The organism is Sulfitobacter sp. 1A15106 (genome assembly GCF_043556995.1).
GTDB classification, from domain to species: domain Bacteria; phylum Pseudomonadota; class Alphaproteobacteria; order Rhodobacterales; family Rhodobacteraceae; genus Sulfitobacter; species Sulfitobacter faviae.
This window is the reverse complement of record NZ_JBIFFM010000005.1, coordinates 274,852-300,684: the sequence shown is the minus strand read 5'-3', so window position 1 is coordinate 300,684 and position 25,833 is coordinate 274,852. Positions and strand designations below refer to the sequence as shown.

Sequence of the window (25,833 nt, the reverse complement as noted above, 5' to 3'; positions counted from 1 at the left end):
TTTGGTTGCGCGGCTGCCCGGTGCCGCTACATCTCAGGCCAACGAAAGGACAGCCCATGCCAAATGATCCGTTTTTCGTGATCGTCCTGATCTCTGTCGTGGCGGTCGCCGTTGTGCTCCTGATGGGGCTGGGCGGCTTTGCCACCGGGGGCAAATTTAACAAACGCAACGCCAACAAGCTGATGCGGTGGCGGATCATCGCGCAGTTCATCGCCGTGCTGCTGATCCTTGCATATGTCTATTTCCGAGGGGGCACGATCTGATGGTTGTACTGAACAAGATTTACACCCGCACCGGGGACAAGGGCACCACCGCCCTTGGCAATGGCGACCGTGTCGCCAAACATGACGCGCGGGTCGAGGCCTATGGCACTTCGGATGAGTTGAACTGCTTCGTGGGGGTGGCCCGGCTCGAAGCCAAGGGCGCCACGGATGAAGCGCTGGCGCGCATTCAAAACGATCTTTTCGATCTGGGCGCCGACCTCTGCCGCCCCGATATGGAAGCCGATAAGGATGCGGAATACCCGCCCCTGCGGGTCACCCAAGAACAGGTCGACCGGCTGGAGCGTGAGATCGACGTGATGAATTCCGAGTTGGAGCCGCTGCGCAGCTTCATCCTGCCCGGCGGGCGCGCGCTGGCGGCGCATCTGCATGTCTGCCGCACCGTGGCGCGCCGCGCCGAGCGGCTGGCGGTGTTGCTTGCTGAGCAAACGGCGGTGAACCCCGCCTGCGTGACCTATCTGAACCGGCTGAGCGATTGGTTCTTCGTCGCCGCACGGATGGCCAATAACGCGGGCAAGGAAGACGTGCTTTGGGTGCCGGGGGCGAACCGGGCGTAAAATAGCGCTAACAGACGAAAAACCGGGAAAACGCCGCGTTCAAAACTGCCAACCTGCCGATTTTGGCCTGTTTTGATCCGATCCGCTTCGTTACACCCGTCTGGAGAATTAGGGAGACCGGGCCACCAGCCCGCGTCGCAAACTGAGGAGAGAGACCGCTCATGAAGGTACTGGTGCCTGTCAAACGCGTGATCGACTATAACGTGAAAGTTCGTGTCAAAGCGGACGGATCGGGTGTTGATCTTGCCAATGTGAAAATGTCGATGAACCCCTTCGACGAAATCGCCGTCGAACAGGCGATTCGTCTGAAGGAAGCCGGTCAGGCTGAAGAGGTCGTCGCCGTCTCCATCGGTGTGAAGCAAGCGCAGGAAACGCTGCGCACCGCCCTCGCCATGGGTGCCGACCGCGCGATCCTCGTGGTGGCCTCGGACGATGTGCACAAGGACATCGAACCGCTGGCCGTGGCCAAGATCCTCAAAGCCGTGGTCGACGAAGAGCAGCCGAGCCTCGTGCTCTGCGGCAAGCAGGCGATCGACAACGACATGAACGCCACCGGGCAAATGCTCTCGGCGCTGATGGGCTGGTCGCAAGCGACCTTTGCTTCCGACATCGCCATCGAAGGCGACAAGGCGAAAGTGACCCGCGAAGTCGACGGCGGCTTGCAGACCATCGAGGTCACCATGCCAACCGTGGTCACCGTAGACCTGCGCCTGAACGAGCCGCGCTACGCCTCGCTGCCCAACATCATGAAGGCCAAGAAAAAGCCGTTGGATGAGAAGACCGCTGAAGACTACGGCGTCGACGTCTCCAACCGCTTGGAGGTCGTGAAGACCGAAGAGCCCGCGGAACGCGCCGCTGGCATCAAGGTCGGCTCGGTCGACGAGCTTGTGGCGAAACTCAAAGAAGCGGGGGCTGTGTAATGGCTGTTCTTCTGATTGCAGAGATTTCCGACGGCGAACTGTCGATGGACGCAACCGCCAAGGCGGTGACCGCGGCCAAGCAACTGGGCGACGTGACCATTCTGGCGGCGGGCAGCTCTGCTGCGGCGGCTGGCGAAGCGGCGGCCGAGATCGATGGCGTCTCCAAGGTGCTGGTCGCCGAGGACGAGATGCTGGGCCACCGTCTGGCCGAAGCCACCGCGGCGCTGATCGTCAGCCTGGCCGGTGACTACGACCACATCGTCGCGCCCGCCACCACGGACGCTAAGAACATCATGCCCCGCGTCGCGGCGCTGCTCGACGTCATGGTGATCTCGGACGCTTCCGGCGTTGTCGATGCCGACACCTTCGAGCGTCCGATCTACGCGGGCAACGCGGTGCAGACCGTGAAGTCCAACGACGCCAAGAAAGTCATCACCTTCCGCACATCGACCTTCGATGCGGCAGGCGAAGGCGGCTCCGCCTCGGTCGAGACCATCTCGGCTGCCGAGAACCCCGGCCTGTCCACATGGGTCGAAGACAAGGTCGCCGAATCGGACCGCCCCGAGCTGACAAGCGCGGGCGTGGTGGTTTCCGGTGGTCGTGGCGTCGGCTCCGAAGAGGACTTTGCCCTGATCGAGAAACTGGCCGACAAACTGGGCGCCGCCGTTGGCGCGTCCCGCGCGGCGGTTGATTCGGGCTACGCTCCGAACGACTGGCAAGTTGGCCAGACTGGCAAAGTTGTCGCCCCTGACCTCTATGTCGCGGTTGGCATCTCGGGTGCGATCCAGCACCTTGCCGGGATGAAAGACTCCAAGATCATCGTCGCGATCAACAAAGACGAAGAATCGCCGATCTTCCAAGTTGCCGACTACGGCCTTGTGGCAGACCTCTTCGACGCGGTGCCGGAACTGATCGAAAAGCTGTAAGGCTTCTCATATGAGACACCAAAGGCCCGCCGTTCTCGGCGGGCCTTTTTCGTGCATGCCCCTACCGGGAGCGTCAGGACATGCTTTGCAGCGCATCGGTCAAAGCGGCGGCGGCAGAGGCATGAGCCATCGGGCCCAGCATTTCCGACGCGGCCTGCGCCTCGAACTCACTGACGACCATTCCAGCCGTCGGCCCGGCAGAGGGGTCTTTTGGAGTGACGACCTCGATCTTGGCTGTGGCGTGCTGGGCCACCGCGTCCAACATTTCTCGTGTCACGAACAGCGGATCATGGCCCAACTCTCCCAGCGGCTGCGCTGCTGTTGCGACCGGCGGGCGGTCAGCCAGCCAAAGCAGCAGCGTGCGCCCCTGTATCTGCCCCAGCATCAAACGCATGCGTGCCATCCACGCCTGCTGAAGCTCCGCGCGCACCGCTTCGAACCGTTCGGGCGAGACCTGCATGAGATGGGTCAGCATGTGCCGGTTGAAGTGGAACTGCGAGAAATCGACCTCGCGGTAGATCGTCTGCAACAGCGCGGAGGCCCCGACGAAACGGTCGTTCCGACGCCGGTGCACGGAATAGAAACGGTTGGTCATGTTCTGTGCCCCCATGACCTGAACCACCGTCACATCTGCCTGCGAGGCGGCCTGTGCAACGAAAGGGTCATGGGCAAAAGCGTCGATCCCCGCGTTGGGAAAGCCGAAGTTCACACAGGTCTTGCCGATCTCGGCCTCGACCCGTGCGGGAAACGGGTCTTCAATGAATTTGCCATAGGTCTCAGTCCCGCCGAGAAAGGCGATATAGGGCGCCTCCAACCTGCGGCGTGGGCCGCGGAACATCAGCTTTGACGTGCCATAGCGGCATGGCAAATAGTCCAGAGGCGCTGGCCCCACTGCATCATAGGTCATCGAACCCACCTTTTTGTTCACCCAAAGCCAGATTGCACAGCAGGGGCTGCGATTCTGTTAACGGGCGAATTTGTCGTGATATTTCGTAAACACCTGCCCTTGCGGCACCCCCGCTACGCGCCCTATTGTGCGCCGAACTCAAGCAAAGGACAGGCCATGGACATCCAGACAATCGGTATCGTGGGAGCGGGGCAAATGGGCAACGGGATCGCCCATGTCATGGCGCTGGCAGGCTACGACGTGCTGCTGAACGATGTCAGCGCCGATGCGCTGGCCAAAGCGATGAAAACCGTGACAGGCAATATGGACCGCCAAGTCAGCCGCGAGAAGATCACCGCCGCCGACCGGGACGCCGCCATGGCGCGGATCACCACGACGCAGACGCTAAGCGATCTGGGCCAAAGCGATCTGGTGATCGAAGCCGCGACCGAGCGCGAAACGGTGAAACAGGCGATCTTTGAAGACCTGATCCCGCATCTGAAGCCGACGACGATCCTGACCTCGAACACTTCCTCGATCTCGATCACCCGCCTTGCCAGCCGCACAGACCGGCCCGAGAAATTCATGGGCTTTCACTTCATGAACCCTGTGCCGGTGATGCAGCTGGTCGAATTGATCCGCGGCATCGCCACGGACAGCGAGACTTATGACGCTTGCAAAGCTGTGGTGGACCGTTTGGGCAAGACCGCCGCCTCGGCCGAGGATTTTCCCGCCTTCATCGTGAACCGCATCCTGATGCCGATGATCAACGAGGCGGTTTATACGCTCTACGAAGGGGTCGGCAACGTCGAGTCGATCGACAGTTCGATGAAGCTGGGGGCGAACCATCCGATGGGGCCATTGGAGCTTGCGGACTTTATTGGTCTGGACACCTGCCTTGCCATTATGAACGTTCTGCATGACGGGTTGGCGGATACGAAATATCGCCCCTGCCCGCTGCTGACCAAATATGTCGAAGCCGGTTGGTTGGGCCGCAAGACGCAGCGTGGGTTCTATGACTACCGCGGCGAAAAGCCCGTTCCGACGCGCTGAGTTGCGAGGGTGTTGGGGGCCCTGCCCCCATCGCGCCCGAGGCGCGATTCCCCCGAGGGTATTTTTAAAAGGATGAAGTTTAGTTGGTCAGCGCCAGAGTATGGGCGCGCAGCCAGGCCATGAAACCGCGCGGGTCGTCGGCCCAGCGGTCGATCTCTTGGCGGGCGAGCGGGTGGCCGACGATGGGGCCTTGGGGTTTGTCGCAGGCGTGAGCGATTTCATGCAGCAAGAGCCCTTGGCGCAGCATCGGGCTGAGTCTGTTGGCGATCTGATAGGCGCGGCTGTTCTGGCCCGGGAAGCGCATCGGCACCACCTGCGCACCGGAACGGCGGATCATCTTGGCGGTGAAGACGTTCCATTCCGCTTCGACCGCCGGGCCCCACCAGCTTTCCGAAGCCGCGACGACGCCGGAGGGGAAGAGCGCCACGACGCCGCCTTCTTTGAGGTGGGCCATGGCCTTGGCGCGCATTTCCACGCCTTTGCGCTGCGCATCCGGGTCATGTGGGAAGGGCACCGGGATCATGTAGCTGCCCGCCACTTCGTCGATGGAGGTGAGCAGCGACCGGGTAAGGATACGGTAATCGGGGCGCACGCGGCCGATGAGATCGGCGAAAATCATACCGTCGACCATGCCGTGGGGGTGGTTTGCCACGACCACGACCGGCCCTTCTTTCGGGATGCGGTCCAACTGCTCTTGCGGGGTTGTGAGATCGATCCCCATCGTGTCGAGCGCCGCGCGCCAAAAGGCTTGGCCTGAGGGGGTGCCGCGTTGTTCGAACTTACGGATCAGACGCAGGATTTTGAGCTTGCCGGTGAAAAGCTCCATCGCGGAGATCACCCGCGCCTTCCATGGGTCATCGAAAGTCGAGGCATAGGACAGGCTGCGGCGGTCGTATTTGGTGAAGGTCACCGTGCCGTCGCCTGTCTGGGCCGGCTCGGCCGCGATGTTTTGCACGTCTTCCATGGGGTCGGCGGATCCTTCTTCCCGCTTGTCGGGCCTAAAACCCTTCGCCGAACTTATCCGCCACGAGGGCGGTCAAAGCTTCGGCCAAGGCCTCGGCATCGGGGCCGGAGGTTTGGACATCGATGGTGGTGCCGCGCGACGCGCCGAGCATCAAGAGCCCCATGATACTGTCGCCCGAGGCCGACATGCCATCCTTGCTGACTTCGGCGCGGGCATCAAACGCCTCGACCACTTCGACCAATTTGGCGGAGGCGCGCGCGTGCAGGCCTTTTTCGTTAACGATCTTTAAAGAAAATTCGGGCATGACGTCTTGGGGCCTTCTAACCTGCGCTGACATTCTGGCTGTCGATATACTTCTTACCAGCTTCGAGCGCGGCGCGCACGGCATCGGGCACATCCATATGCCGCGATTTGGCGAGTTTGATCAGCATGGGCAGGTTCGCGCCGTAGATGATCCGGCGGTTTTCCGGGCGGCAAGCCAAGAGGCTGAGGTTCGAGGGGGAGCCGCCGAAAAGATCGGTGACAACCACCACACCGGCGCCTTGGTCCACCGCATCGGCGGCGCCGCAGATCTCGCGTTCTTTGTCGGCGCGGTCATGGTCGGCTTCGATGGCGATGGCGCGCACGCCGAATTGGGATCCCACGACATGTTCGATGGCAGCAAGATATTCTTGCGCCAGCCCCCCATGTGCGACGATGACGATCCCGATCACGGCTTGTTTCCTTCACGATGCTGACGGTCCAGCTCTCGGTGCCTAATTGACACCTGCCAGCCCTGCTCTGCAAGGCGCAAAGCGTGATCTTCGGCCATGGCGACAGAGCGGTGTTGCCCGCCCGTGCAGCCAAAGGCGATGGAGATATGGGATTTGCCCTCTTCGCGGTAGGCGGGCAGGAGCAGGAGGCTGAGGTCGAGCACCTTGTCGGCGAAATCCGCGTAGCGTTTGTCCCCCGCCACATGGGCCGCGACGGAAGGGTCGCGCCCGTCGCTGCTGCGCAATTCGGGCACCCAATAGGGATTGTTCAGAAAGCGGCAGTCGTGCACCACATCAACGCCGCGCGGAAGGCCCCGTTTGTAGGAAAAGCTTTGTACCGAGACCGTGAGTTGGCGTTGCCCGCCGGGGGCGAACCATTGCTCGACCTCGGCGCGCAGCTCGTGAACGTTCAGCGTTGTCGTATCGATCAGCACGTCGGCACGGGCGCGGATCGGGTGGAGCAGTTCCTGCTCGCGTGCGATCCCGTCGACTGGGCGGTCAGCCGGGGCCAGCGGATGGCGGCGGCGGGTTTCGGAAAAGCGTTGCAGCAGCACATCGGGTGCGCAATCGAGATAGAGCAGTTCCGCGCGCCACCCCGGTTCAGCCGTCAGGCGGCCCATCAGCTCCAGCACGCCTTCGGTGGAAAAGTCCCGGTTGCGGGCGTCGATCCCCAAGGCAACCGATTGCGCATCGCCGGGGCGGTCGAGCAGCGCGGGCAGCAGCCGAAGCGGCAGGTTGTCGATCGCCTCAAACCCCGCATCCTCCAGCACGTTGAGCGCAGAGGACCGCCCGGCGCCCGAAGGGCCGGTGACAAGGACCAACCGCCGCGGGGCGGGGTCTGTTGATGAGGTTTGACTGATCAATTCGGTTCTTCCACACCTGACATATACAGATGAATTGCTGCCGCAAAATGAGCGCTATCGCATTTGTGAAAACAGGGCAACGTGACACCCCGTAGCATATGGCTGTGCCCTTCGGGAAGGCGCCGGTCTTCGGTACGAGCCAGATCGACGACGAGGGCCAGCGGCACAGGGCCGTGATCTTTCGCCCGCAGAATGCCCACATAGCGTGCCTCGATCAGGCCGCGGATCGGCTCGGGGACGCTGGCGATCACCTGATCCCCCTCGCGCATGATATCGGTGCGATCATCGGCCACCAGCTTGGCGCCAAGGGCGATCAGTTGCAGGGCGAGCGCCGATTTGCCCGCACCGGACGGGCCAAGGATCAGCACCCCGCGCCCATTGATCGCCACGCAGCTGGCGTGGAGGTTTTCGCGCTCGATAGTCATATCAGGCCCCGCGCCCGGGATTTAGGTGGGCAGCCCCACGACAAAACGCGCGCCCAAGGGTTCGGAGGTAATGTCGGCCTCGGTCGGGCGGATGTTCTCGGCCCAGATCACGCCGCCATGGGCTTCGACGATCTGTTTCGAGATCGCGAGGCCGAGGCCGGAGTTATTGCCGAAATGCTCTTCCGGGCGCTGCGAATAGAAGCGTTTAAAGATTTTGCCGAGCGCCTGTTCGGGGATGCCGGGGCCGGTGTCTTCGACCACGATCAACACGCGATTGGCACGTTTGCGGGCCCAGACCCGGATCGCGTCGCCGTCTTCGCAAAAGGAAATCGCGTTGGTGATCAGGTTCACAAAGACCTGCGCCAAACGGGCTTCCAGCCCATGCACGGTGATCGGCGCAGCGGGGAGATCAGTGATGAAATCGATGCCTTTGGATTTCGCGTCTTCGCCGAGGTACTGGCCCAGATTGCCCAGCATTTGCAGCAGGTCGAAGGGCTCTTCCTCTTCCTTGACCAGTTCGGAATCGAGCCGCGAGGCATTGGAAATGTCGCTCACCAAACGGTCGAGGCGGCGCACGTCATGTTCGATCACATCCAGCAGTTTCTCGCGCTGGTCGTCGCGCTTGACCATGCGCAGCGTGCCCACGGCAGACCGGAGCGAAGCGAGCGGGTTCTTGATCTCATGCGCCACATCGGCGGCGAATTGTTCGTTGCCGTCGATCCGATTGTAGAGCGCCGAGACCATGCCGCGCAGCGCGCCTGACAGGCGGCCAATCTCATCGGGCCGCGCGGTCAGATCGGGGATGCGGATGCGGCCGGGGTTCATCTTGCGCGCGTCCTTGTCGCGGCCCAGTTCGGCGGCGGCAGAGAGGTCGGCCAGCGGATTGGCGATGGTGGAGGCCAGAACGAGGCTGAGGCCGATGGAGACGAGGGTCGCGATGACGAAAATCTGCAAGACGCGCTCACGTTCGCTGCGCACAAGGCGGTCGATCTCTCCCGCCGCACTGGCCACGGCGACCACGCCGACGGGGGTCTCGCCCTGCATGATGGGGGTCACCACGCTGAAAAGCGTGCCGCCTTCGATGGCGAGCGTGCCTTCGAGCCGGGTGCCGCTGGTCACGCTGGTGCCGACCATGCCGCGCAATTGCTCTTCGAGCGGCGGGGTGGCGGTGACCTCATCGGTGCTGAAGGGCGCCGAAACCCGGTCCCAAAGCCAGTTCAGCCCGTCGTTCAGCAAGGTCCGCTCACCCGCCTCGGACGCGGCGAGGGCCTCAGCCACGGTGAGGCTGCCTGCGGTGCGGGCGACCAAAGTTTCCGCCGGATCATAGACGAAGACTTCGATGCCGCCACGCAGGTCCAGCCCGTCGAGCGTGGCAGCCACATCGACACCATCACCGGTGGTCAGGTTCACCGGCGCGCCCGCGGGCAGTTGCGCTTCGATCACATCGGCGATCAGCTCGGTCTCAGAGACTAGCGCCGCAGCGCGTTGCAGCGCCAGACTGTCGCGCGAGGAATTGAGGTAGAGGATCCCCGCCACCAGAACGCTCAGCGCGATCAGGTTGAAGGTAATGATCTTGCGCGTCAGCGGCGAGGACCGGAGCGAGAACAGCCCCCGCCGTTCGCGCTTGACCCGAATTTCATCCGGCGCGGCACTGTCGGGGGTGACCCAATCGTCCCCCAGTACAACATCACCGTCCCTGCCAGCAGCCATGTCCCGCACAAGCTTCCTTTCGACCCGCGTTAACCGACGGGTTTACTCTTCGTTATATCTATAGCCGATGCCGTAAAGCGTCTCGATCGCCGAGAATTCATCATCCGCGCTGCGCATCTTCTTGCGCAGGCGCTTGATGTGGCTGTCGATGGTGCGGTCATCTACATAGACCTGATCATCATAGGCCACATCCATCAGCTGGTCGCGCGATTTCACGAAACCGGGGCGCTGCGCGAGGGCTTGCAGCAGCAGGAATTCGGTCACGGTCAGCGACACATCCTTGCCCTTCCAGCTTACCGCGTGGCGCAGCGGGTCCATCCGCAGATCGCCGCGTTCCATCACCTTGGTCTCTTCGGTATCGCCGACCTCATTCGTCTCGACCGCGTCTTGGCGGCGCAGAAGGGCGCGGATACGCTCGACCAACAGGCGCTGGCTGAAGGGCTTTTTGACGTAATCGTCGGCCCCCATGCGCAGACCCAGCACCTCGTCGATCTCATCATCTTTGGAGGTCAAGAAAATCACCGGCATCGCGGTTTTCTGGCGCAGACGTTGGAGCAGATCCATGCCATCCATACGGGGCATCTTGATGTCCAGCACCGCCATATCGGGCAGCTTCTTGTTGAAGGCGTCCAGCGCCGCTTGGCCATCGTTATAGGTTTCCACTTCGAAACCTTCAGCTTCAAGAGTCATCGAAACGGATGTCAGGATGTTCCTGTCATCGTCTACCAATGCGATCTTTGACATTGCCTGCTTCCTTATGCTGCTCAATTCGTTCTTATTTTTGGAGTCAGTGATCTCCAATATTACAGATCGAATCAATCCTTAAGTGCGAATCGTGCCTCTGAGATGCACCAATTCCGTCATAATTTGGTTAGGAATGGCTAAATTGCCGCACTTTGACCGGCCCGGTCTGGGAGGAAGCCGGTGCCCCGCGCGCCGCATTGGGCCGGGTTCTAAGCGCTCGGAAACAAAGTTTTAGATGATGGCGCTAACTGTGACAAAGCTGCCTGTTCAACCAGAAAACGCCCGTGTTAAGAGGCTCTCAAGGCCCCCGACGCCCAGGGCAATTGCGCCCGCTCGGACACGTTCTGCGCTGCTCACGCGCTACCACAGGAGACATCATATGACATTTGGACGGGTAAACCCGCAGTTCAGCCTTGAGGATCAACAGATCAGCGGGCTTGGCGATGTCTATTACAACCTGACCGAGCCTGCGCTGGTCGAGGCGGCATTGAAACGGGGCGAAGGCAGCCTTGGCAAAGGCGGGGCCTTCCTCGTGACCACCGGCAAGTTCACGGGCCGTTCGCCCAAGGACAAACATGTGGTCAAGACCGACAGCGTGGCCGAGAGCATCTGGTGGGAAAACAACGCCGAGATGTCGCCCGAAGGGTTCGACGCACTCTACGAGGACATGCTCGCCCATATGCAGGGCAAGGACTACTTCGTCCAAGACCTCGTCGGCGGGGCGGACCCCAAACGTGCGATCAACGTGCGCATGGTGACCGAACTGGCATGGCACGGGCTTTTCATCCGCACCATGCTGCGCCGCCCCGATGCCGAAGCGTTGAAGGACTTCACCGCCGATTTCACCGTGATCAACTGCCCCAGCTTCCAAGCCGATCCGGCCAAGCATGACTGCCGCAGCGAGACCGTGATCGCGATGAACTTCGACCGTAAGATGATCCTCATCGGCGGCACCGAATACGCGGGCGAGAACAAGAAATCTGTCTTCACCCTGCTGAACTACCTGCTGCCGGAAAAAGGCATCATGCCGATGCACTGCTCGGCCAACCACGCCAACGGCAACCCGGTCGACACCGCCGTCTTCTTCGGCCTCTCGGGCACCGGCAAGACCACCCTCTCCGCCGATCCCGAGCGCACGCTGATCGGCGATGACGAGCATGGCTGGTCCGACAACGGCACCTTCAACTTCGAAGGCGGCTGCTATGCCAAGACCATCAACCTCAACCCCGAGGCCGAGCCGGAGATCTACGCAACGACTTCCAAATTCGGCACCGTGATCGAGAACATGGTCTTCGATCCCGATACTTTTGAACTCGACTTCGACGACGACTCGCTCACCGCCAACATGCGTGCCGCCTACCCGCTGCACTACATCTCGAACGCCAGCGAGAAGGCCGTCGGCGGCCACCCGAAAAACATCATCATGCTGACCTGCGATGCCTTCGGTGTGCTGCCCCCAATCGCGCGGCTGAGCCCGGCGCAGGCAATGTACCACTTTCTGTCGGGCTTCACGTCCAAGGTTGCGGGCACCGAGCGTGGCGTGACCGAGCCGGAGCCCACATTCTCCACCTGTTTCGGCGCCCCCTTCATGCCGCGCCGCCCCGAGGTTTACGGCAACCTGCTGCGCGAAAAGATCGCCCAGCACGGCGCCACCTGCTGGCTCGTGAACACCGGCTGGACCGGCGGCGCATACGGCACCGGCTCGCGGATGCCGATCAAGGCGACCCGCGCCCTGCTCAGCGCCGCGCTCGAAGGCCGTCTGGCGGATGCCGAGTTCCGTAAGGATCCGAACTTCGGCTTCGATGTCCCTGTCGAGGTGAACGGCGTCGCCGACATCCTGCTCGACCCGCGCCGGACCTGGGACGATCCAGAAGCCTATGACCGTCAGGCGGCAAAACTGGTCAAGATGTTCTCGGACAACTTCGAGCAGTACCTGCCCCATATCGACGACGACGTGAAAGCCGCGGCGATCAGCTAAGCTTTTCGCCAAGGACAAAAAGAAAGGGCCGCCCCTGTTGGGCGGCCCTTTTCGCATCTCACGCTCCGTGGCCCTTAGCCTGCGAAAGTCACCTTCGCATCCAAAGGCATCTCGCGCAGGAAACTGTCATCCACGCCGACGATATTGACCGAAGTCGACCGATCAACCGCCGCGATCAGGGCAAAGCTCTTGTCCGGATAGCGCCCGGCCATCAGCAAACGTTTATAGGCCAAAGGCACCGGCGCGCCCCCCTCCTCCCGCGGGATTTCAGTGACCACCTCGTCCAAGCGAACGCCACAGGTCGACTCAACCTCCCGAAAGGGGTAATTCAGCATATTCTCGAACTCAGGACCGCCGGGGAAGAGTTTGATGGGCCGCCCGATGCTGCTGCGCGCATTGGTCCAGCCCCACCATTGCGTGTAAAAGGATTTCTCCCCCACTTCGGTACAAATCCATCCATTGGGCGAATCGCGATACACCAACACATAGGGGCGCATGGCGCGAAAGGCTTCGCTTTCCAACTCACCCCGGCTCAAGCTCCACGCCTGCAACACGGCCTGAAGCATGGCAGAGCCACCGTCCCAGATCAGCGACAGAGGCTGCTGTTGTTGGTGAAAACACCAACCGTTCGGCTCTTCATGCGAAAGGCGCAGCATGCCATCGGCATGGCGCGTTTTGCCATCCAGCCACAGCTTGCCCCGATCGAGAATATCGCGTGCCTCGGGCAAGGCTTCCAGGCCGACCTTGGTCAGGGAATAGCGGCGATTTTCGATGGTAAACAGCGGCGCGCCCATCGCCTCTTCCAACTGCTGGATATGCCGCCGGACCGTCTGCCGTGTGCTGGCCAATTCGGCCACCGCATGGCTGAGGTTCAAAGTATGCGCCAGCGTCACGAAAGAGCGCATCATCTCGAACAAAAGGGCCGGAGCGGGGTCCTTTTGCAAGGTCTGGGGCACGGGTGCGCCCGGCTCAATATCGGACATATGCTGGTTCATAGGCAAGGGATGGTACATGAATCACCCGGTAACGCAATATAATCCATACAGCTAGGGTGAATTGGTTAACGCAAAGAGGCCAGATCTAGGCAATTGATCCTCAATACATTGCGGGTAGTGAATATATTGTACTCAACCTGAGGTATTGAACCATGTCCCACCCCGTAGACGTTCACGTCGGTCGTCGGCTCAAGCAGGCACGCACCCTGCGACGGCAATCCCAGACCGATGTGGCACGCGAACTCAAACTGTCGTTTCAACAGATTCAGAAGTATGAAATCGGCTCCAACCGGATCGCCGCCAGCCGTTTGCATGAGCTGGCCCGGATACTCAACGTCACCCCCGGCTATTTCTTCGAAGGGCTGGATGACGACAACCCCGAGGCCAGCAACGACCCCTCGCTCGACATCGTAAACGCCATCGGCTCCATCAAGGATGATGCGGTAAAGGCCCGAATTCTAACGTTTATTGAGGATGTTGCCGGCGTCACCGTCGCGCGCAAAGGCTGATCACAGTCCGTCATTCACGCGAAACTCCCTAGGGCCATACGGCTCACACCAACTGACCAACGGCTGCGAAAGCCTGCGGCAAACTGATGCGCACCCGCTTTAAGGGCCGGCACAAATCACCGGCGTCTCCCACCTTCACGCGACCAGCGTTTCCGCCTTTTTCAAATCAACAGAGACCAATTGGCTCACCCCCTGCTCCGCCATGGTGACGCCAAAGAGCCGGTCCATCCGGGCCATCGTCACAGCGTGGTGCGTGATGATCAGGAAGCGCGTGTCGGTCTGGCGGCACATTTCATCCAGCAGATCGCAGAACCTGGTCACATTTGCGTCATCAAGTGGCGCGTCAACCTCATCCAGCACACAGATCGGCGCCGGATTGGCGAGGAAGACGGCAAAGATCAGCGCCATCGCTGTCAATGTCTGCTCCCCGCCTGACAGCAGGCTGAGGGTACTCAGCTTCTTGCCCGGCGGCTGGCACATGATCTCCAACCCGGCTTCCAAAGGATCATCGCTTTCGACCATGACGAGGTTCGCCTCACCGCCGCCGAAGAGATGGGTGAACAGCATCGAGAAATTCGCGTTCACCTGATCAAAGGCGGTCAGCAGCCGCTCCCGCCCCTCGCGGTTGAGGCCCGCAATGCCGCTGCGCAGGGTCTTGATCGCCTCTTCCAGATCGGCCTTCTCAGTCAGCAGCGCTTCGTGCTCTTCGCGTATCTCTTTGGCATCATCCTCGGCGCGCAGGTTCACCGCGCCCAAGGAATCCCGCTGCCGCTTGTACCTGTTCACGTCCTCTTCAAGCGTTTCCACCGGCGGAATCTGATCCGTTTCGACATCGAGCGCATCGCGCAGCGCCTCCGGCGTGCACTGCCGTTCGTCCTGAATACGCTCTGCCGCATGGGTCACCGTTTCACGGGCGGCATCGCTGCGGGCCTCGGCCCGGGCACGGGCCTCCCGCGCATCCGATGCCTGCCGCTCCGCGTCGCGCTCGGCATCCGTCGCAGCTTTCAAGGCGGCCTCCGCGGCGGCCAGCGTTTCCGTGGCATGGGCGCGGCGGGCCTCGGCAGAGGTGATCGCGCCTGACAGGTCTTCCCGCTTCGCCGCGATCTCCGCCGGAACGGCGCTCGCCTCAGCCAATTCGGCCTCCGACGCGGTCTTGCGCTCGACCAATTCAGCGCTGCGCTTGCCCGCCGTCTCCAAGCGATTCCGCCAGCCGCTGACCTCTTTCGCGACCTCCTGCAGCCGCCGTCTGCGCGCCTCGCCCTCGCGGCGCAATTCGTCATGGGCCGAGCGGCGCGACATCATGGTGATCCGCGACGCCTCGACCGTCATGCGGACATCTTCAACCGTCGCACGGGCGGCGGAGAGGTCATCCAAGCCCGCCAGCGTGCGCTCGGCGTCCATCACCTCGGCCCGCGCGGTGATCGCAGCTTCCTCATGACGCTTCACGGCAAGGCCGAGGGATTCCAACCGGCTTTGGGCGAGGTTGCGATCCGCCTCTGCCCGGCTCAGGGCGCGGCCCGCTTCGGCGACCTGCCTGTCGGCATCGCGCCGCGCCTCGCGGGCCCGCTTGTCGGCCTCGGCCTGTTCGGCCAATTGCTGCTGGAGGGTCTCATGCGCCGCCCGCGCGGCATCGGCACGGGTGCTGGCCTGTTCCAACGTCTGTTTAAGGACTTCCAACCGGTTCAACTGCTCCAAGCGCAGCGCGGCGGCCGAGGACGCATCTTCGGCCATCGCGCGGAAACCGTCCCACCGCCAGAGGTCCCCCTCCTTCGACACCAAGCGCTGCCCCGGCCGCAACTGCGCCTGAAGCTCCGCGCCCGCGTCGGCGTCAACGAGCCCGACTTGGGCCATCCGGCGCTCTAGCACCTGCGGCACGGTGACATGCTGCGTGAGCGGGGTCACCCCGGCGGGCAGTGGCTGCGGTTCCGGGTAGCTCGGCAAATGCGCCCATCCTGAGGGGCGATCGGCCTCTACCTCAGGCGCGCGCAGGTCATCGGCCAAGGCCGCGCCGAGCGCTTTCTCAAAGCCCTGTTCCACCTGCAACCGGTCGAGAACCTGCCCGCCTTCGGCACTGTCACGCTCTACCAATTTCGCCAGCGCGCCAACCTCGGCGCGCAGGGCCTTGGCCTCGCCCTCTGCCTCAGAGCGCTCCGCGCGGGCCTCGGCCTCGCGCGATTGCGTGTCGGCACGAGTCTCTTCGGCAGCCAAAAGGGCGGCATCCGCCGCCGCCGAGGCGGTGACGGCAGCAGCTTCGGCCTTCTCAGCCGCCGCGAAATCTAGCCCGGCCTTGTCGAGGTTCGCTTGGCTTTGCGCCACCGCATCGCGGGCCTTGCGGGCCTCGGCCTCCGACTTCTCTAACGTCTTGCGGCTGTCCTGAAGCAAGCGTTCCGCCGAACTGTGGCGCGCCGCCAAACGGGCCACGTCTTCGGTCTGCTGCGAAAGATCGGCCTCGCGGGTTTGCAAGACTTCGGCTGCCTCCCGCGCAGCCTGTTCCGCCGCCTCAACCGCGCTGTCGTGCCCCTTGTCCGCCTTGGTGAGGTCTTCCGCTTCCTCTTCGAGCCGCGCGATCGTTTCTTCCGCGTCGCGATTCAGCCCGGCTTCGCGGTCGATGTCCCGGGTCAGCTGGGCAATTCGTCCGGTCAGGGTCTCGATCAGCGAGGCCGCCCGCGCCTCTTCCTCGGTCAGCGTGTCGCGCTGCGTGGTCAGACGTTGCAGGATCGCAGTCGCAATTGCCTCTTCCTCGCGCAGGGGTGGCAAGGCGGCTTCGGCCTCTTCCCGCCCTTCGGCCACGCGGCGCACCTGCGCTTCGGCCTCTGCCGTGGCGGCGACGCGAGCACGCAATTCCCCTTCGGCCTTCGCACGCGCCTCATCGGCTTCGCGCCAGCGGCGATACAGCAACAAGCCCTCGGCATGGCGTAATGCTTCGCCAATCTCACGATACCGCGCCGACTGCCGGGCTTGCCGGGCCAGCGTGGCCAATTGCGCGGCCAGTTGTTCAACCACATCGTCTACGCGGGCGAGGTTTTGCTCCGCCCCGTTGAGTTTCAACTCCGCCTCATGGCGGCGCTGATACAGCCCCGAGATGCCAGCGGCCTCTTCCAAAATGCGGCGGCGGCTTTTCGGCTTGGCGTTGATCAACTCGGCAATCTGCCCCTGCCGTACCAAAGCGGGGCTATGCGCCCCGGTTGAGGCATCGGCGAAAAGCATTTGCACATCGCGCGCGCGCACATCAATGCCGTTCACCTTATAGGCACTGCCCACGTCGCGGGTGATCCGGCGGACGATTTCAAGCGCGTCTTGTTCGTTAAACCCCGCAGGCGCCAACCGGTCGCTGTTGTCGAGGTGCAGCGCCACTTCGGCGAAGTTGCGTGCGGGCCGGGAGGAGGCTCCGGCGAAGATCACATCTTCCATACCGCCGCCGCGCATGGCCGTGGGGCGGTTTTCGCCCATCACCCACCGCAGCGCTTCGAGCAGGTTGGATTTGCCACAGCCGTTCGGCCCCACGACCCCGGTCAACCCGTCGGAAATGACAAGGTCGGTCGGGTCCACAAAGCTTTTGAAGCCGGTTAATCTGAGTTTGGAAAAGCGCAAGTTAGCCCTGCCGTGATTGATTCTCGCCTGAGCGGCGAACTTGCCGTTTGGCATGGGTCCGAGTCAATCAAAAGCCCCAAGGGAGAGGGGGCCGTCGGCGGTTATCCACAAGATATTGTCTTGATCGGCGTGTTTGCCCTACGGGGCGCCTAGTCGGAGCGGGTGGATAGCACACCTCGCCCATTCCGCGCCCCTCACCTCGTGCGATGCCGCAATACAAAGCGCGGCCTAATCACAGTCCAACACCCCAAGCGCCAGCGCTTGGTCGCCCAGAACCTCCTTCACCTCACAGCCACTAGCCTGCGCCATCGCGTGCCCGGCCCGCGCGCGGATGGGGCCAAAGCGCGGTGCGTATTGGGTGTTTACCCGCACCGCTTCTGCCCGCTCCCCTCGAACGCGCACATCGAACACCGACCCCTCCACGGTGATCCGCTGCGCCGGCAGCCCCCGGAACTCCCGACTGGGCACCGTACAGGCCGCGAGGCCAATCAATATTGCAATGATAACGAGCAACCGCATGGTTCAACCCTGCCCCGGCAGAGTTAACAAAAGCCTAACGCAAAAGAAAAAGCCCCGGCGGGGCCGGGGCTTTCAAAAATCTATAAGGCGCTGGCTTAATGCAGCTTGGCTTCGACTTGGGCGATGCCATCGTCGATCAGCTTGTTGCCCTGTGCGGCGGTCATCTGCTTGGCGATCACGTCGCGCGCGGCGGCCACGGCGATGGTCACGGCTTGGTCGCGGACTTCCTTCACAGCGGCGGCCTCGGCCGAGCTGATCTGGTCTTTCGCGGCGGCCATGCGACGCTCAAGCGACTTGGCCATATCCGCCCGCGCCTGTTCGGCGGCAAGACGGGCGTCTTCCTTGGCAGAAGACACGATCCGGTCCGCTTGGTCCTGCACCTCTTTCTGCTTGCGCTCGTAAGAGGCTAGCAGGGTTTGCGCTTCTTCACGCAGGGCGCGGGCCTCTTCCAGCTCGGTCTTGATGCCGTCGGCGCGTTTGTCGAGCATGCCGATCAAAAGCGTTGGCACCTTGAAGTAAATCAGGATCCCAAGGAACAGCAGGAAGGCCAGCAACACGATGAAATCTGTGTTACGCAGCGAAAAGAAAGGCCCCGTGGCGGCAAGCGCCGGGGAAGCGGCGAGACCGGCGAGCAGGGTCGAAAGTGTCAGGCGCATGGATTTGGTCATGGCTTATCCTTTCATCCGCGCGTCGACGGCAGCGCTGACGGTTGCGGTATCGGCCGTGCCACCCAGAGCGGCGACGAGGGCCTCGGCGGTGTCCTTGGCAACGGCTTGTACGTTGTCCATGGCGCCCGCGCGAATTTCGGCGATGGCTTTTTCCGATTCCGCCACTTGCGCGGCAATCTCGGCATCGGCCTTGGCCATTTCGGCATCCAGATCAGCCTGCATGTCCGCTTTTGCTTGGGCCACGATCTGCTGTGCCTCGGCACGGGCGTCGATCAGGGCCTTGTCATAGGCGGCTTCGGCTTCCTGCGCCTTGACCTTAAGGTCTTCGGCAGCCGCGATGTCATTGGTGATGGTCCCTTGGCGTTCAGCCAAAACCGCACCGATACGAGGCAGAGCCACGCGCGACAGGATCAGGTAGGTGGCGATCAGCGCCAGGATCAGCCAGAAAATCTGGTTGCCCCAGTGATCGAAGTTCAGCTGCGGCATGCCCGGCGTTTCGGCAGCATGGGTCGCAATGCCGGTCGCGTCGGCCAGCCCGTCGCTGGTTGTTACAGTTGCCATCGTGGCTTCTCCTTGGAAACTTTGCCGTTACAGCCGGGCAGACACGGCGATGCGCGCCTGCCCGCTCGTAAGGATTACAGTTCCGAGAGCTTAGACAGCGAACATCAGCAGCAGAGCGACGAGGAACGAGAAGATCCCCAGAGCTTCTGCGAAAGCGATGCCGATGAACAGGGTCGCTGTCTGGCTTGCGGCTGCCGAGGGGTTGCGCAGTGCGCCGGACAGGAAGTTGGCGGCAACGTTGCCGACACCCAGGGCTGCGATGCCTGTGCCGAGACCTGCGATGCCTGCGCCGATATGTGCGAGTTGACCTTCCATTGGGGTATCTCCTTACGATTGGAAGTTAAAACTTTGACGGGAAGCCCCGCCGTTGTTGGGGTTGTTAGTGTGCCGGGTGCAGCGCGTCCTTGAGGTACACGCATGTCAGGATGGTGAAGACATAGGCCTGAATGAAGGCCACCAGCACTTCGAGACCGTACATCGCGGTGATCGCGACGACCGAAACGGGCGAGATGACGGCGATGGCGGCAAAACCGGCGAAAACCTTGATCACCGCGTGGCCCGCCATGACGTTACCCGCCAGACGAATGGAGTGGCTGACCGGGCGCACGAAGTAGCTGATCAGTTCGATAATCGCCAGCACGGGGCGCAGGGCCAGCGGGGCCGAGGACACCCAGAAGAGGCTTAGGAACGCCGCGCCGTTCTTGACGAAGCCGACGACGGTCACGGTGATGAACACCGCCAGCGCCAGCACCACGGTCACCGAGAAATGCGCGGTGGGGGTGAAGGCTGTCGGGATCAGGCCGAGGAAGTTGGCCATGACGATGAACATGAACAGGGTCATGATATAGGGGAAGAACTTCAGCCCCTCTTTGCCGCAGATGTCTTCGACCATCTTGTGGATGAAGCCGTAAGCCAGCTCAGCGACCGATTGCATGCGGCCGGGAACGACCGAGCGGCGCGCGCTGCCCAGAACGAGCATCGCGAAAGTGGCGAGAACCGCCAGCGCCATCCAGAAGGTCGCGTTGGTGATGGTGTACCAAGCAACGGAAGCATCGTCGCCAAAGAGCGGCGATACGATGAACTGGTCCATCGGGTGGAATTCCAGACCGCCTGTTTCAGCGCCGTGTGTCTCTGTTGCCATCTCAGGCTCCCTCGTCCTTGCCCGAATGGGGCGTATCCTGTTCGGCCGGTTCGGCCTGTTGTTTACCCTGGATTTCCTCAGCGGTGCGGAGCATCGTCTTCACCCCCGCCGCAAGGCCCAGCATTACAAAGAGCACCATGAAGATGGGCAGCGTGCCAAAGAGCACATCCAGCCCGTATCCGATGCCGAAACCGATCCCAAGACCGGCCACAAGTTCGATCACCATCCGCCATGCCATATTGGCCTGCGAATAATGTTCATCCGCCCGGGGCTTGGGTGCGCCGCGTTCTTTCGCAGCCGCCAGTCTGGCCTCAAGCTGCTCCATCTGCTGCCGTTGGTCCGGGCTGGTCACACAAAAATCCCCTTAGGAATATCTGCTGCGGTGCTACTGTCAGGGCGGGTTAGAGTCAACAACCTTGGCCGCCGCGGGTTTTTATTCGTTTACAAGGGTTTACGGCAGGCGGAGCCCGCTGGCACTTGAAATGGGCCCGGCAAATCCCACGGAAATCGCGCCGAAGGGTTATTCAACTCAGCGGTTAAGTTAGCCGCAATGCCCGCTTTCGCCTACGCGCGCCCCGCGCTATTCAAGCGTATGACCCAAGACCTCGATCAGGTGTTTGCCGCCCTCGCCGACCCCACACGTCGCGCCATCCTCGCCATGCTGCTGGAGGATGATATGGCCGTGACCGATGTCGCCGAGCCCTTCGAGATGTCGCTTGCCGCGATCTCGAAACATTTAGGCGTGCTGACAGCGGCGGGGCTGATCAGTCAGGAAAAGCGGGGGCGGGTGAAATGGTGCAAACTGGAACCGGATGCGCTGCGCGATACGTCGGTCTGGATGCAGGGGTTCGGGCAATTCGAGCCGGTGAACCTTGATGCCTTCGAACGTTTCTTGGAGATCGAACTGCCTGAGGGCGGCGAAGGCGAGATGCGCTCAGGGTCAGAGTAGGTGAAGATTATATAGATAGAGTGATCCCCCCTTGCCACGAGGTAAATAAGACAAGGGGAGGATCAATCGACGGTCAGATGACGCCGAATGCGAAACGCAAAATAGCCAAAACCACGACGATCAACCCGATCAGGTAAATAATACTACGCATGGTGGTGTCCTTCACTGTTAATTCACGCCCCAACGCCGGGCGTCGCGCTAAGGTTCCACCGATTCCGCAACTTTCTGAATTTTTATGATTTTTCTTCGTCATCCGCGCGCAGCAGCAGCGAAAGCGCGAGGATCGTCAGCAGCACCCCGCCCCAGACCAGCGCCCCCGGCAGGGCATTGCCAAAGCCCAACTCCCACAGGATTACCCAGCTGGGCGTGAGATAGGTATAGGCCATGACCTTGGCCGAGGGCAGCCGCAGGGCCGCGAATTGCAGCAGAACCACCGTGGCCGCCGTGGCGAAGACCGCGACATAGAGGATGGTGATCCAGACCAAGGGGCGCAGCGCGCTCCAATCGGTCGCGCGGAGGTCTTTCCAGCCGTAAAGCCCCAAGAGCACCGTGCCCGCCAACAGGGTGCCAAAGGTGAACATCACCGCGCTTTCGCCACGGTTCAGCCGCCTGACCATGGGGGTATAGAGCGCGTGGCTGATGCAGCCGACGAAATAGATCGCCTCCCCCCGCCCGATGTCGAAGGCCAAAAGCGCCGCAAGGTCGCCGCGAAAGATCACCCAAAGCGCCCCGGCCCCGCCGATGGCCAGCGCCAGCGCCATGCGCGGCGTCATGACCTGCCGCATCAGCAGCCAGGCGAACCCCGCCGCCATCACCGGCACGAGGGTAAAGACCGCCGCCGCAGCCACCGGGGGCGCGGTTTTCAACCCTTCGAACATCAAGACGAAGTAGAGCGTGAAGAGCCCCGCCAGCACGAAGTAGCGCCAAGGTGCTGCAAAGCCCGCCCGGCTGATATCGCCCCGCCCCCATGCCAAGGCCCCGACCAAGGCCGTCGCCAAGGCGAAACGCACGGCGTTCAGCGCCGTCGGCGTGATCTCATTCGCCACCTGCGCCCCGAGCGAGAATGACCCGGCCACCAGAGCCGAGAAGCAAAGCATCGCCAGATGCCCCTGCGCCGCGGCGCTTATTCGGGACATGCGACCGCATCCTCGGCATGTTCCTTGAGGAACCGCAGCACCGCCTGCACCTTGCTGGTGCGGTGCAGATCGACATGGGTGACCAGCCATAGCGCACTGCCCCAATCGGGGCGGGGGGCATGAATCTCAACCAATTGCGGATCATTCCGCCCCATGGCCGCGGGCAGGCCGCCGATCCCTGCCCCGGCCCGCAGCGCCGCTTCCAGTGCCGCACCGCTGGTGCTGCGCCATGTCACGCTTTCCTCTGGCACCGTGGCCCAGAGCCACTTGTGATAGGGCGCGCGGCTGTCTCGGTTGTCGGCGGCGATGAAACGGTGCTTGTGATAATCCTCCGGCCCCTGCGGGATGCCGTACTGCGCCACATAGTCCCGGCTGGCATAGGCCCCCACCGCTAGCTGCGCATAGGGCTGCACCACATTGTCGGGCTGATCCGGCGCGGCCCCGGCACGGATGGCGACATGCGCCTCGCCATATTCCAGCCGGAACAAGCGGTCTCCGATCAGATAGCGCACCACAAGTTCGGGGTTTTGGCGCTGGAACTCGGTCAGCAAGGGCGCAAGCTGCGGGGCGAGGAAATCGAGCGAGGTGATCACCAACTCCCCCGAAACATCGCTGCCGCGCCCTTTGATCCGCCCCGCCAATTGGCTGAACTGATCGTCCGTCGCCCGCGCCACCCGCAGCAGGTCCTCCCCCGCTTCGGTGGCCGTGTAGCCGCGTGCATGGCGCTGAAACAGCTTCACGCCAAGCCGCCCCTCCAGCGCGTCGATATGGCGGATCACGGTGGCATGGTGCACGCCCAGCACCTCTGCCGCGCCGCTGACGGTGCCAAGCTGGGCGACCTGATAGGCGGTCCTGATCTCATCCCAATTGTCCACTACTCACCTCGCCTTCCCGACTTGTGCATTTACGAACATGGTCACGCTCATTCTGGCAGTTGCGTTCGCGAGCACAATGGCCAATTCCATGCCATCAGATTTACCCTTGGAACAAGGATCAACACCATGGCCACATTGCGCATTGAAACCTCGGTGAACCGCGAAAACTCCGTCACCCGCCAACTGACGGACCGGATCATCGCAACCCTGGGCGACAGCGACGTCGTCACCCGTGACATCGCCAGCGAACCCCTGCCGCTGATCGATTCGACATGGGCCAGCGCCCGGGTGAAACCCGCCGAAGAGCGCACCGAGCTGGATCAAGAAGCCCTCGCCCTCTCCGACGCGCTGGTCGCCGAAGTGCAGGCCGCCGATACGATCGTGATCAGCGCGCCCATCTACAACTTCACCATTCCCGCCTCGCTCAAAGCTTGGATTGACCTGATCGCCCGCGTTGGCGTGACCTTCCGCTACACCGAAGACGGCCCCCAAGGGCTGCTGGAGGACAAACGCGTCATCGTGGCCTTCGCCTCGGGCGGGACAGGCATCGATTCCGCCGCCGATTTCGCCAGCGGCTACCTGCGTTTCGTGCTGGGCTTTCTGGGCATCACCGATGTGACCTTCGTCGCAGCGGACCAACTGGCCGTGGACGCCGAAGGCACCATCGCCCGCGCCCATGCGCAGATCGACGCGCTGCGCGACGCGGCCTAAGCGCACCGCCCTCTCCTCCAAAACTACCGCGTCCCCACACCGGGGGCGCAGCTTTTGCGTGGCGGCCTTTCGCCAGCCACCCCACCCGGCTTGACTCGCACCCCCGCAGCGCGTAAACGCCAACCGATCTCCGGAAGCATTGCCTTCCGGTCCCGGCCTGTCGTCGGGATCGCCCCCAGTCAGCGCGTTGCGCCCACTGGGGCGTTTGTGCATTTTCGCGCGCGTCCTTAAATAGGGGCAAGTGCAACCGACCCGAAAGGCCCTGTGCCCATGTTTGAAAATCTAAGCGAACGGCTCTCTGGTGTCTTTGACCGCCTGACCAAACAAGGCGCGCTCAGCGACGAGGACGTCAAGACCGCCCTGCGCGAAGTGCGCGTCGCCCTGTTGGAAGCGGACGTTTCGCTGCCCGTGGCGCGTGAATTCGTCAAGACGGTGCAGGAAAAGGCCACGGGCCAAGCGGTGACCAAATCGGTGACGCCGGGCCAGCAGGTCGTCAAGATTGTCCATGACGCGCTGATCGATGTGCTGAAAGGCGAAGGCGAACCCGGTTCGCTCAAGATCGACAGCCCGCCCGCGCCGATCCTGATGGTCGGTTTGCAGGGCGGCGGTAAGACCACCACCACCGCGAAACTCGCCAAGCGCATGAAAGACCGCGACGGCAAGCGCGTGCTGATGGCCTCGCTCGACGTGAACCGCCCCGCGGCGATGGAGCAATTGGCGATCCTCGGCACGCAGATCGGCGTCGACACACTGCCGATCGTCAAGGGCGAAAGCCCGGTGCAGATCGCCAAACGCGCTAAAATGCAGGCGGGTTTGGGCGGTTATGACGTCTATATGCTCGACACCGCGGGCCGCCTGTCCATCGACGAAGAGTTGATGAGCCAAGTCGAAGCCGTGCGCGACGTGGCCAATCCACGTGAAACATTGCTGGTCGTCGACGGCCTGACCGGTCAGGATGCCGTGCACACGGCTGAGAACTTTGACGAGCGTATCGGCATCTCCGGCGTCGTGCTGACCCGGATGGACGGCGATGGCCGTGGCGGTGCTGCGCTCTCGATGCGGGCCGTGACCGGCAAGCCGATCAAATTCGTTGGTCTGGGCGAAAAGATGGACGCGCTGGAGACCTTCGAGCCCGAGCGTATCGCGGGCCGCATCCTCGGCATGGGCGACATCGTGGCGCTGGTCGAGAAGGCGCAGGAAACCATTGAGGCCGAACAGGCCGAGAAGATGATGAAGCGCATGGCCAAGGGTCAGTTCAACATGAACGACCTAAAGATGCAGCTTGAGCAGATGATCAAGATGGGCGGCATGCAGGGCATGATGGGCATGATGCCCGGCATGGGGAAAATGGCGAAACAGGTCGAAGACGCCGGTTTCGACGACAAGATCCTCAAGCAGCAGATCGCCCTGATCCAGTCCATGACCAAAAAAGAGCGCGCCAACCCTGCTCTGCTTCAGGCCAGCCGCAAGAAGCGGATCGCCAAGGGTGCCGGCATGGAGGTTTCTGACCTTAACAAGCTGATGAAGATGCACCGCCAGATGTCCGACATGATGAAAAAGATGGGCAAGATGGGCAAAGGCGGTATGCTCAAGCAGGCCATGAAGGGCATGATGGGCAAGGGCGGCATGCCCGGCGGCATGGACCCCTCCCAGATGGACCCCAAGGCGCTGGAAGCGGCGGCCAAGCAAATGGGCGGCAAGCTGCCCGGCGGTCTGGGTGGCATGGGCGGTGGCCTCGGCGGCGGCATGGGCCTGCCCGGCGGCCTCAGCGGTTTCGGGAAGAAGAAATGACCGAGCCCCTCACGGATACCGCCGCCCGCGCCGCCGAGCTGTTGAAAGAGCACCGCGCCTCGATCGACCGGCTCGACGCGATCCTCGTCTATACGCTGGGCGAGCGGTTCAAACACACGCAGGCCGTGGGGAAACTCAAGGCCACGCACGACCTTCCCCCCTCCGATCCGGCCCGCGAAGCGGCCCAGATCGAGCGGCTCGAAGATTTGGCGGAAGCGGCGGACCTCGACCCCGTCTTCGCCAAGAAGTTCTTGAACTTCATCATCGCCGAAGTCATTCGGCACCACAAAACCCACCAAGAATAGGACGGCCTCCCGTCCCCCCAACC

At 62.5% G+C, this 25,833-nt stretch carries 30 protein-coding genes; 11 read left to right on the top strand and 19 right to left on the bottom strand.

Translation table 11 applies throughout. The annotated features are described in order from the left end of the window. The first annotated feature begins 56 nt into the window (after positions 1-56). The 4 genes from ACGYKA_RS10425 to ACGYKA_RS10410 all read left to right on the top strand — a co-directional run bounded on the left by ACGYKA_RS10425 (position 57) and on the right by ACGYKA_RS10410 (position 2,684). The gene (locus ACGYKA_RS10425; RefSeq protein WP_067260586.1) at positions 57-263 is read left to right on the top strand and encodes a twin transmembrane helix small protein; all 207 of its coding nucleotides are present in this window, start codon (positions 57-59) and stop codon (positions 261-263) included. After that, the gene (locus tag ACGYKA_RS10420) at positions 263-838 is read left to right on the top strand and encodes a cob(I)yrinic acid a,c-diamide adenosyltransferase (protein ID WP_067260588.1); all 576 of its coding nucleotides are present in this window, start codon (positions 263-265) and stop codon (positions 836-838) included. The genes ACGYKA_RS10425 and ACGYKA_RS10420 overlap by 1 nt, the downstream gene beginning before the upstream one ends. Before the next feature lie 161 nt (positions 839-999). Then, entirely contained in the window at positions 1,000-1,758 is a 759-nt protein-coding gene (locus ACGYKA_RS10415) for an electron transfer flavoprotein subunit beta/FixA family protein (RefSeq protein WP_067260591.1), read from the top strand. Next, positions 1,758-2,684: an electron transfer flavoprotein subunit alpha/FixB family protein gene (locus ACGYKA_RS10410; protein ID WP_394412349.1), complete on the top strand. Its 927-nt coding sequence runs from the start codon at positions 1,758-1,760 to the stop codon at positions 2,682-2,684. The genes ACGYKA_RS10415 and ACGYKA_RS10410 overlap by 1 nt, the downstream gene beginning before the upstream one ends. A 73-nt stretch (positions 2,685-2,757) precedes the next feature. Here ACGYKA_RS10410 and ACGYKA_RS10405 read toward each other — a convergent pair whose 3' ends face one another. Continuing rightward, entirely contained in the window at positions 2,758-3,591 is an 834-nt protein-coding gene (locus tag ACGYKA_RS10405; protein WP_394412346.1) for a DUF6473 family protein, read from the bottom strand. Between the two features lie 156 nt (positions 3,592-3,747). On the opposite strand from ACGYKA_RS10405, the gene ACGYKA_RS10400 reads away from it, so the two are divergent. After that, complete coding sequence (locus tag ACGYKA_RS10400; RefSeq protein ID WP_168612495.1) at positions 3,748-4,623, top strand: 3-hydroxybutyryl-CoA dehydrogenase; 876 nt, start codon at positions 3,748-3,750, stop codon at positions 4,621-4,623. A 79-nt stretch (positions 4,624-4,702) separates the two neighbouring features. Here ACGYKA_RS10400 and ACGYKA_RS10395 read toward each other — a convergent pair whose 3' ends face one another. The 7 genes from ACGYKA_RS10395 to ACGYKA_RS10365 are packed head-to-tail and all read right to left on the bottom strand — an operon-like array spanning position 4,703 to position 10,081. Further along, complete coding sequence (locus tag ACGYKA_RS10395) at positions 4,703-5,587, bottom strand: lysophospholipid acyltransferase family protein (RefSeq protein WP_394412343.1); 885 nt, start codon at positions 5,585-5,587, stop codon at positions 4,703-4,705. Between the two features lie 34 nt (positions 5,588-5,621). Beyond that, positions 5,622-5,891, bottom strand: coding sequence for an HPr family phosphocarrier protein (locus ACGYKA_RS10390; RefSeq protein WP_067260603.1), 270 nt, complete (start codon positions 5,889-5,891; stop codon positions 5,622-5,624). Positions 5,892-5,907: 16 nt separating this feature from the next. Then, a complete protein-coding gene (locus ACGYKA_RS10385) occupies positions 5,908-6,300 on the bottom strand; it encodes a PTS sugar transporter subunit IIA (protein ID WP_067260606.1) in 393 nt (130 codons plus the stop codon). Beyond that, on the bottom strand, positions 6,297-7,202 hold the full coding sequence (gene rapZ, locus ACGYKA_RS10380) for an RNase adapter RapZ (RefSeq protein ID WP_394412340.1): 906 nt from the start codon (positions 7,200-7,202) through the stop codon (positions 6,297-6,299). The genes ACGYKA_RS10385 and rapZ overlap by 4 nt, the downstream gene beginning before the upstream one ends. Further along, entirely contained in the window at positions 7,199-7,627 is a 429-nt protein-coding gene (locus ACGYKA_RS10375; protein ID WP_394412337.1) for an HPr kinase/phosphorylase, read from the bottom strand. The genes rapZ and ACGYKA_RS10375 overlap by 4 nt, the downstream gene beginning before the upstream one ends. 21 nt (positions 7,628-7,648) lie before the next feature. Then, positions 7,649-9,337 carry a sensor histidine kinase gene (locus ACGYKA_RS10370; RefSeq protein WP_322328913.1) on the bottom strand — a complete coding sequence of 563 codons (1,689 nt, stop codon included), beginning with the start codon at positions 9,335-9,337 and terminating at the stop codon, positions 7,649-7,651. Between the two features lie 42 nt (positions 9,338-9,379). Beyond that, a complete protein-coding gene (locus ACGYKA_RS10365) occupies positions 9,380-10,081 on the bottom strand; it encodes a response regulator transcription factor (RefSeq protein ID WP_067260621.1) in 702 nt (233 codons plus the stop codon). A gap of 379 nt (positions 10,082-10,460) precedes the next feature. Here ACGYKA_RS10365 and ACGYKA_RS10360 point away from each other — a divergent pair, with 379 nt between their 5' ends. After that, positions 10,461-12,059 carry a phosphoenolpyruvate carboxykinase gene (locus tag ACGYKA_RS10360; protein WP_394412334.1) on the top strand — a complete coding sequence of 533 codons (1,599 nt, stop codon included), beginning with the start codon at positions 10,461-10,463 and terminating at the stop codon, positions 12,057-12,059. A gap of 74 nt (positions 12,060-12,133) precedes the next feature. Here ACGYKA_RS10360 and ACGYKA_RS10355 read toward each other — a convergent pair whose 3' ends face one another. After that, on the bottom strand, positions 12,134-13,042 hold the full coding sequence (locus tag ACGYKA_RS10355) for a LysR family transcriptional regulator (protein ID WP_394412331.1): 909 nt from the start codon (positions 13,040-13,042) through the stop codon (positions 12,134-12,136). Positions 13,043-13,206: 164 nt separating this feature from the next. On the opposite strand from ACGYKA_RS10355, the gene ACGYKA_RS10350 reads away from it, so the two are divergent. Next, positions 13,207-13,563, top strand: a complete 357-nt coding sequence (locus tag ACGYKA_RS10350) for a helix-turn-helix domain-containing protein (RefSeq protein ID WP_271688330.1) — start codon at positions 13,207-13,209, stop codon at positions 13,561-13,563. A gap of 135 nt (positions 13,564-13,698) precedes the next feature. Here ACGYKA_RS10350 and smc read toward each other — a convergent pair whose 3' ends face one another. The 7 genes from smc to ACGYKA_RS10315 all read right to left on the bottom strand — a co-directional run bounded on the left by smc (position 13,699) and on the right by ACGYKA_RS10315 (position 20,395). After that, positions 13,699-17,154, bottom strand: coding sequence for a chromosome segregation protein SMC (smc, locus tag ACGYKA_RS10345; RefSeq protein ID WP_394412328.1), 3,456 nt, complete (start codon positions 17,152-17,154; stop codon positions 13,699-13,701). Positions 17,155-17,382: 228 nt separating this feature from the next. Beyond that, positions 17,383-17,673, bottom strand: a complete 291-nt coding sequence (locus ACGYKA_RS10340; RefSeq protein WP_394412326.1) for a hypothetical protein — start codon at positions 17,671-17,673, stop codon at positions 17,383-17,385. Between the two features lie 95 nt (positions 17,674-17,768). Next, positions 17,769-18,329 (bottom strand): F0F1 ATP synthase subunit B, encoded by a 561-nt coding sequence (locus tag ACGYKA_RS10335; protein WP_394412378.1) that lies wholly within the window; start codon positions 18,327-18,329, stop codon positions 17,769-17,771. 15 nt (positions 18,330-18,344) lie between these two features. Then, the gene (locus tag ACGYKA_RS10330; RefSeq protein ID WP_136720208.1) at positions 18,345-18,902 is read right to left on the bottom strand and encodes a F0F1 ATP synthase subunit B'; all 558 of its coding nucleotides are present in this window, start codon (positions 18,900-18,902) and stop codon (positions 18,345-18,347) included. 90 nt (positions 18,903-18,992) lie between these two features. Continuing rightward, positions 18,993-19,217 carry a F0F1 ATP synthase subunit C gene (locus ACGYKA_RS10325; RefSeq protein WP_007118046.1) on the bottom strand — a complete coding sequence of 75 codons (225 nt, stop codon included), beginning with the start codon at positions 19,215-19,217 and terminating at the stop codon, positions 18,993-18,995. Between the two features lie 64 nt (positions 19,218-19,281). Continuing rightward, positions 19,282-20,043, bottom strand: coding sequence for a F0F1 ATP synthase subunit A (locus tag ACGYKA_RS10320; RefSeq protein ID WP_067260637.1), 762 nt, complete (start codon positions 20,041-20,043; stop codon positions 19,282-19,284). Position 20,044: 1 nt separating this feature from the next. After that, positions 20,045-20,395 (bottom strand): AtpZ/AtpI family protein, encoded by a 351-nt coding sequence (locus ACGYKA_RS10315; protein ID WP_067260640.1) that lies wholly within the window; start codon positions 20,393-20,395, stop codon positions 20,045-20,047. Between the two features lie 240 nt (positions 20,396-20,635). On the opposite strand from ACGYKA_RS10315, the gene ACGYKA_RS10310 reads away from it, so the two are divergent. Next, positions 20,636-20,992, top strand: a complete 357-nt coding sequence (locus ACGYKA_RS10310) for an ArsR/SmtB family transcription factor (protein WP_394412375.1) — start codon at positions 20,636-20,638, stop codon at positions 20,990-20,992. A gap of 73 nt (positions 20,993-21,065) precedes the next feature. Here ACGYKA_RS10310 and ACGYKA_RS10305 read toward each other — a convergent pair whose 3' ends face one another. From ACGYKA_RS10305 to ACGYKA_RS10295, 3 genes are read right to left on the bottom strand one after another with little or no spacing between them, the layout of a single operon-like run. Beyond that, positions 21,066-21,245, bottom strand: coding sequence for a hypothetical protein (locus ACGYKA_RS10305; protein ID WP_271688335.1), 180 nt, complete (start codon positions 21,243-21,245; stop codon positions 21,066-21,068). After that, complete coding sequence (locus ACGYKA_RS10300; protein WP_394412323.1) at positions 21,226-22,128, bottom strand: DMT family transporter; 903 nt, start codon at positions 22,126-22,128, stop codon at positions 21,226-21,228. Before ACGYKA_RS10300 ends, ACGYKA_RS10305 begins: the two co-directional genes overlap by 20 nt. After that, positions 22,116-23,003, bottom strand: coding sequence for a LysR family transcriptional regulator (locus tag ACGYKA_RS10295; RefSeq protein WP_067262236.1), 888 nt, complete (start codon positions 23,001-23,003; stop codon positions 22,116-22,118). Before ACGYKA_RS10295 ends, ACGYKA_RS10300 begins: the two co-directional genes overlap by 13 nt. A 126-nt stretch (positions 23,004-23,129) precedes the next feature. Here ACGYKA_RS10295 and ACGYKA_RS10290 point away from each other — a divergent pair, with 126 nt between their 5' ends. The 3 genes from ACGYKA_RS10290 (at position 23,130) to ACGYKA_RS10280 (ending at position 25,810) form a co-directional block, all read left to right on the top strand. Beyond that, the gene (locus tag ACGYKA_RS10290; RefSeq protein WP_067262237.1) at positions 23,130-23,714 is read left to right on the top strand and encodes an FMN-dependent NADH-azoreductase; all 585 of its coding nucleotides are present in this window, start codon (positions 23,130-23,132) and stop codon (positions 23,712-23,714) included. 270 nt (positions 23,715-23,984) lie between these two features. Next, positions 23,985-25,505, top strand: coding sequence for a signal recognition particle protein (gene ffh / locus ACGYKA_RS10285; RefSeq protein WP_394438719.1), 1,521 nt, complete (start codon positions 23,985-23,987; stop codon positions 25,503-25,505). Next, the gene (locus ACGYKA_RS10280) at positions 25,502-25,810 is read left to right on the top strand and encodes a chorismate mutase (RefSeq protein ID WP_067262239.1); all 309 of its coding nucleotides are present in this window, start codon (positions 25,502-25,504) and stop codon (positions 25,808-25,810) included. The genes ffh and ACGYKA_RS10280 overlap by 4 nt, the downstream gene beginning before the upstream one ends. Positions 25,811-25,833 lie beyond the last annotated feature (23 nt).

Bases quoted from the DNA above. Each gene is read 5' to 3' on its own strand.
- ACGYKA_RS10390 (WP_067260603.1), bottom strand. From the start codon at position 5,891: ATGCCCGAATTTTCTTTAAAGATCGTTAACGAAAAAGGCCTGCACGCG.
- ACGYKA_RS10305 (WP_271688335.1), bottom strand. From the start codon at position 21,245: ATGACGAAGAAAAATCATAAAAATTCAGAAAGTTGCGGAATCGGTGGA.
- ACGYKA_RS10310 (WP_394412375.1), top strand. From the start codon at position 20,636: ATGACCCAAGACCTCGATCAGGTGTTTGCCGCCCTCGCCGACCCCACA.
- ACGYKA_RS10370 (WP_322328913.1), bottom strand. From the start codon at position 9,337: ATGGCTGCTGGCAGGGACGGTGATGTTGTACTGGGGGACGATTGGGTC.
- ACGYKA_RS10350 (WP_271688330.1), top strand. From the start codon at position 13,207: ATGTCCCACCCCGTAGACGTTCACGTCGGTCGTCGGCTCAAGCAGGCA.
- ACGYKA_RS10300 (WP_394412323.1), bottom strand. From the start codon at position 22,128: ATGTCCCGAATAAGCGCCGCGGCGCAGGGGCATCTGGCGATGCTTTGC.
- ACGYKA_RS10360 (WP_394412334.1), top strand. From the start codon at position 10,461: ATGACATTTGGACGGGTAAACCCGCAGTTCAGCCTTGAGGATCAACAG.
- ACGYKA_RS10395 (WP_394412343.1), bottom strand. From the start codon at position 5,587: ATGGAAGACGTGCAAAACATCGCGGCCGAGCCGGCCCAGACAGGCGAC.
- ACGYKA_RS10420 (WP_067260588.1), top strand. From the start codon at position 263: ATGGTTGTACTGAACAAGATTTACACCCGCACCGGGGACAAGGGCACC.
- ACGYKA_RS10340 (WP_394412326.1), bottom strand. From the start codon at position 17,673: ATGCGGTTGCTCGTTATCATTGCAATATTGATTGGCCTCGCGGCCTGT.
- ACGYKA_RS10375 (WP_394412337.1), bottom strand. From the start codon at position 7,627: ATGACTATCGAGCGCGAAAACCTCCACGCCAGCTGCGTGGCGATCAAT.
- ACGYKA_RS10290 (WP_067262237.1), top strand. From the start codon at position 23,130: ATGGCCACATTGCGCATTGAAACCTCGGTGAACCGCGAAAACTCCGTC.
- ACGYKA_RS10400 (WP_168612495.1), top strand. From the start codon at position 3,748: ATGGACATCCAGACAATCGGTATCGTGGGAGCGGGGCAAATGGGCAAC.
- ACGYKA_RS10365 (WP_067260621.1), bottom strand. From the start codon at position 10,081: ATGTCAAAGATCGCATTGGTAGACGATGACAGGAACATCCTGACATCC.
- ffh (WP_394438719.1), top strand. From the start codon at position 23,985: ATGTTTGAAAATCTAAGCGAACGGCTCTCTGGTGTCTTTGACCGCCTG.
- ACGYKA_RS10320 (WP_067260637.1), bottom strand. From the start codon at position 20,043: ATGGCAACAGAGACACACGGCGCTGAAACAGGCGGTCTGGAATTCCAC.
- ACGYKA_RS10330 (WP_136720208.1), bottom strand. From the start codon at position 18,902: ATGGCAACTGTAACAACCAGCGACGGGCTGGCCGACGCGACCGGCATT.
- ACGYKA_RS10405 (WP_394412346.1), bottom strand. From the start codon at position 3,591: ATGACCTATGATGCAGTGGGGCCAGCGCCTCTGGACTATTTGCCATGC.
- ACGYKA_RS10415 (WP_067260591.1), top strand. From the start codon at position 1,000: ATGAAGGTACTGGTGCCTGTCAAACGCGTGATCGACTATAACGTGAAA.
- ACGYKA_RS10280 (WP_067262239.1), top strand. From the start codon at position 25,502: ATGACCGAGCCCCTCACGGATACCGCCGCCCGCGCCGCCGAGCTGTTG.
- ACGYKA_RS10325 (WP_007118046.1), bottom strand. From the start codon at position 19,217: ATGGAAGGTCAACTCGCACATATCGGCGCAGGCATCGCAGGTCTCGGC.
- ACGYKA_RS10410 (WP_394412349.1), top strand. From the start codon at position 1,758: ATGGCTGTTCTTCTGATTGCAGAGATTTCCGACGGCGAACTGTCGATG.
- ACGYKA_RS10355 (WP_394412331.1), bottom strand. From the start codon at position 13,042: ATGTCCGATATTGAGCCGGGCGCACCCGTGCCCCAGACCTTGCAAAAG.
- ACGYKA_RS10335 (WP_394412378.1), bottom strand. From the start codon at position 18,329: ATGCGCCTGACACTTTCGACCCTGCTCGCCGGTCTCGCCGCTTCCCCG.
- ACGYKA_RS10425 (WP_067260586.1), top strand. From the start codon at position 57: ATGCCAAATGATCCGTTTTTCGTGATCGTCCTGATCTCTGTCGTGGCG.